This is a genomic window from Serratia sp. ASV30 (assembly GCF_016428815.1).
GTDB classification, from domain to species: Bacteria; Pseudomonadota; Gammaproteobacteria; order Enterobacterales; family Enterobacteriaceae; genus Chania; species Chania fonticola_C.
Map to the genome: position 1 here is coordinate 1 of NZ_JAELTL010000117.1, position 4,291 is coordinate 4,291.

The following is a 4,291-nucleotide window of genomic DNA, read 5'->3' on the forward strand; positions in this document are numbered from 1 at the left end:
GCAGCGATGCGCAAACTACTGCAACTGGCTTATGGCGTGGTGAAATCAGGAAAGACATTTAATGCGGAAATACCGCTTGCCGGATAACCGACAAGACGGTATCTCTCCCACAGGGAGAGGGAGCTGATAGTCCCTGCACATTTGGCGGTAAAGAGATAATCTCGGCAAACTTGATCGCCTACTCATCCAAAGAGCACCACCGAATTTTAAACCCACTTCGATCGGTCCCCTCTACCACAGGGAAAGGGAGCTGATAGTCCCTGCACATTTGGCAGTAAAGAGATAATCTCGGCAAACTTGATCGCCTACTCATCCAAAGAGCACCACCGAATTTTTAAACCCACTTCGTTCGGTCCCCACTTCCACAGGGTGAGGGAGCTGATAGTCCCTGCACATTTGGCAGTAAAAAGATAATCTCGGCAAACTTGATCGCCTACTCATCCAAAGTGCACCACCTCCAAAGTGCAGCACCGAATTTTCAAACCCACGTCGATCGGTCCCCTGTGGGAGGATGAGGCATTTTTTGGCGTTAGCGCATAGCTCCGTATTTGCTTAGCAACGCCTCTATAATCGCCTCGCTTTCCGCATCTGGCTCACCGCGATAATCGCTGGGCCGGAAATGCATCTGAAACGCCGCAAGCAGATTGCGCTGCTGCTTGGCATCCCATGTGGGATCGACGCCATAGCCGTAGCGCGCTAGCTTTTCCAATAGCGATGCCATCACCACCGGCTCATGCATATCACGACCAGCCAGATAACGTTCCACCTCCCGCTCATCCGGCCAGGCACCAATGCCTGCCTGCGCCAGCTGTTGCCATGGGAAGAGTGGGCCAGGATCCTGCTTGCGCTGCGGGGCGATGTCACTGTGCCCTACCACGTCTGTCGGTTGCAGCGCGTAACGCTGCACAATATCGCGGCTAAGTTGGATCAGTAACGCAACTTGCTCGGGCGTATAGGGCTGCCAGTCTTTCTCCAGCATGTTACGGGTAAAGCCCCGGTTGACGATCTCAATGCCGATCGAGGTATCGTTCAAATTGGTACGTCCACGCCAGTTGCTCGCACCCGCATGCCAGGCTCGCAACGCTTCGGGCACCAGTTGATACGCAACCGGTTTGCCGCCCTGCAGCGGCGGATAGGCGGGCAGCAAGTAATGGGCACTGACATGTTCGTCCGTCAGCGTTTTCAGCGAAGAGTGAAAATCTTCTGCGGTGTAATGCATCACCAGGAAGCGGATACGCTGATCGGCCCCTGGTGCCTGATGCAGGGTTTCCAACCGATAGCTACCGCGATCGATAACAGTGTTGTGCTGAGAACTTTGGCACCCCGACAGCAGCATAAGCGCCACTATCCCTGCTCTGATTTTCACCTCTTGCTCCCTGTATTTATCTTCTACCGGCCAGCCCGGCCATATGTAACCGACTTTGATTAACCTGTATCAAATCACCCAGTTAATCAACAAACCATGACAGTCTCCCCTGATTTGCAAGGGAGTGTTACCCCCGGCCACCAAGTTACTACCGACGTGTTAGCCTCAAAGTATCACCGGCATGCAAGAAGCGGAGTCAATCATGTTCAAGCCAAGCGTTTTAGCCTGTCTGGTAGCCATCACGCTGTTACCACTGAGTGGTTGCGATCAAAAAAACACCGCTGCGACAACACCAGCGACTTCCCCTTCAATGCCTGCGGCAACCGCACCTCAGGCTTACACACCATTGAGTGCAGATCAACTTTACCAGTTGGTCAGCCCCATCGCGCTGTTCCCGGATAAATTACTGGCTCAGGTGCTGACTAGTGCGGAGTATCCCGATCAGATCAGCGCAGCCAATAACTGGCTAGCGCAACATCCGGGGCTGCAACCTGCCGCGTTGAGCAATGCGGCCGATGCTCAACCTTGGGACAACAGCGTTCGCAGCCTGGTGCTATTCCCAGATATTATTGATCAGATGGCGAAAAATATTCCCTGGACGACACAACTGGGCAACGCTTATCTCAACGATCCCACCGATGTTATGAACGCTATTCAAGTTATGCGCCAACGTGCTGCACACAAGGGGACGTTGAAAAATACGCAGCAGCAGAGGGTTGTCGTCTCTGCAGTTCCCCCTGACTATGTCGCACCGCAGAGTCTGGTCATGGCCCCGCCGCAAACCATAGTGATTGAGCCTAGCCAACCGGATGTCCTGTATGTGCCCTATTACAACCCTTGGGAAGCCTATGGCGAACCAGTACCGGTTTATCCTGGTTACCATTACGCCGCCCCCGCTGGCTACAGCGGCGGCGAGATGCTGGCTACCGGCATCATCGGCTTTGGGGCCGGAATTGCGCTCGGTGCGTTAATCAACGATCACCACCACGGCTGGAACGACTGGGATGTGCACTGGGGCAGGCATGACAATGGCAGATATCAGCCGGTGATGTATAACAACCAGCCCTACGTTCCTCATAACACCACGGTGGTTAACGTTAATGAGTACAATAGCGTTAACCGTTACAATACGGTGAATCATTACGACAGCCATAACCGCTACAACTCACCGGTGCAGGTCAATAACGGCCAGTTGCCACACTTTGCCACACCGGCGATGGCGCATCTGTCATCAAACGGCACTCCCCTGTCAGCGCCTCACTTTGGGCCTGCCGCCACCATACCCCATGCCAAAGTCCCTATGACCGCGCCTAATTTCCATGTGACTCCAGTGGTACATCAGCCGGTATCGGTTAGCAGGCCCAACACCCAGCCACTGCCACCGAGTTACCATCCGCACGCCTTGGTCAATAATCCTATCAAGCAGCCTGTGGCTCCTGAAAAACAAACCGTTTTTCATGCACCACCTGTTGAGCATTCAGCAATAGCTCCACCAGTGCATCCGAGAGTGCCAGCGCCGCAACTCCAGCAACCTCAGGCCCCAGTGCTTGCACATCACACCGACCCGATTAAACGGCCACCGGAACATCCGCCGGTGAGAAAAGGAGAGCACAAAGTGGGTTAAGATAAGGGGCGCTGCTGCATGGCAGGTAACATCAATTAATCAATGACCGACTACCGCCGCCCCTTGCAAGATTGGGTGTGGCGGCAGTTGTATCAAACCGTTGTCGGGTTATCAGGGTATGATTTGACCGTGGTGACACCGCATGCAGCACCCGCTTAGCAGCGTTGTGCGCCTGTCGGTGAATGTCAGCGGCTGACTTTTACCGCGGTACCACTGACGCTGACCATCAGCATGGTGCTATCTTTACCTACGGTTTGATAATCGATATCGATGCCGACTACCGCGTTAGCTCCCAGTTCTTTGGCCTGCTCCTGCAGCTCCTGAAAGGCCAACTGACGCGCCTTGCGCAGCTCTTTCTCATAGGCACCGGAACGGCCACCAACGATATCACGCACGCCAGCAAAGAAATCGCGGAAAATATTGGCACCCAGAATCGCCTCGCCGGTGACTACGCCGCAATATTCTGTGATGGTAAACCCTTCCAGGGTGTGGGTAGTGGACAATTGCATCAAGAACTCCTTATAAAATCAAATTATTGCTGCATTATGACAGCTAATTTAAGCGGATGTTCTGTGGCACTTATCTCTAAGTAAAGACGGATAGATTACGATGGTAGGGTACCCTTGCCGTAAACAATTGAAACTGGTGTAATCAAGCAGGCCGAACGATGCTGAACTTTCGGCCCGAGCAAGGAAGGCAACCCCTTGATCATATGAAAACTAACCAATATTTACCGAACCACCGCCAATCAGTACACCGCCACAGCTGACTGCATCACCCGTTCTCGCTGCGGGTTGCCCATCGATAAAGACGCTGGATGACCCCCCGCTGATATTTCGGTCATGCCCATGAGCAGCCAAAACGTCGCCCTTCCGAGCTAATGGCAGACCATCAACCCTCACAGTTGTGGATCCAGTGATGACAGGTGTAGGCGGATGACTACCGTGGCCGGTATCTTTATCACCAATTTTAACGGTATTACCCATAGTTTGAGTTCCCTCTAAACTAGTTTTATGGCTACATTGTAGCAATCCAATGAATTGCCACAATCCCTTATTCCTGTCTCTTATACACATCTGACGCTGCCGACGATGCCAACTAAAAAAATGTTTGTTGGGGGGGGGGGGGGGGGTGGGGGGGGGGGGGGGGGGGGGGGGGGGGGGGGGGGGGGGGTGGGGGGGGGGGTGGGGGGGGGGGGGGGGGGGGGGGGGGGGGGGGGGGGGGGGGGGGGGGGGGGGGGGGGGGGGGGGGGGGGGGGGGGGGGGGGGGGGGGGGGGGGGGGGGGGGGGGGGGGGGGGGGG

General features: G+C 55.0%; 5 protein-coding genes. 1 reads left to right on the forward strand and 4 read right to left on the reverse strand.

Annotated elements, in window-relative coordinates:
* Positions 1–529 precede the first annotated feature (529 nt).
* A complete protein-coding gene (locus JHD74_RS25420) occupies positions 530–1,366 on the reverse strand; it encodes an N-acetylmuramoyl-L-alanine amidase (protein ID WP_370592712.1) in 837 nt (278 codons plus the stop codon).
* Positions 1,367–1,568: 202 nt separating this feature from the next.
* Here JHD74_RS25420 and JHD74_RS25425 point away from each other — a divergent pair, with 202 nt between their 5' ends.
* The gene (locus JHD74_RS25425) at positions 1,569–2,990 is read left to right on the forward strand and encodes a DUF3300 domain-containing protein (protein ID WP_199063829.1); all 1,422 of its coding nucleotides are present in this window, start codon (positions 1,569–1,571) and stop codon (positions 2,988–2,990) included.
* A 185-nt stretch (positions 2,991–3,175) separates the two neighbouring features.
* Here JHD74_RS25425 and JHD74_RS25430 read toward each other — a convergent pair whose 3' ends face one another.
* The 3 genes from JHD74_RS25430 to JHD74_RS25440 form a co-directional block, all read right to left on the reverse strand.
* On the reverse strand, positions 3,176–3,499 hold the full coding sequence (locus tag JHD74_RS25430) for a heavy metal-binding domain-containing protein (protein ID WP_074028937.1): 324 nt from the start codon (positions 3,497–3,499) through the stop codon (positions 3,176–3,178).
* Between the two features lie 210 nt (positions 3,500–3,709).
* Positions 3,710–3,976 carry a PAAR domain-containing protein gene (locus tag JHD74_RS25435; RefSeq protein WP_037435211.1) on the reverse strand — a complete coding sequence of 89 codons (267 nt, stop codon included), beginning with the start codon at positions 3,974–3,976 and terminating at the stop codon, positions 3,710–3,712.
* An 80-nt stretch (positions 3,977–4,056) separates the two neighbouring features.
* Positions 4,057–4,291 (reverse strand): hypothetical protein (locus JHD74_RS25440; protein WP_199063830.1); only part of this gene is annotated, 235 nt, incomplete at its 5' end.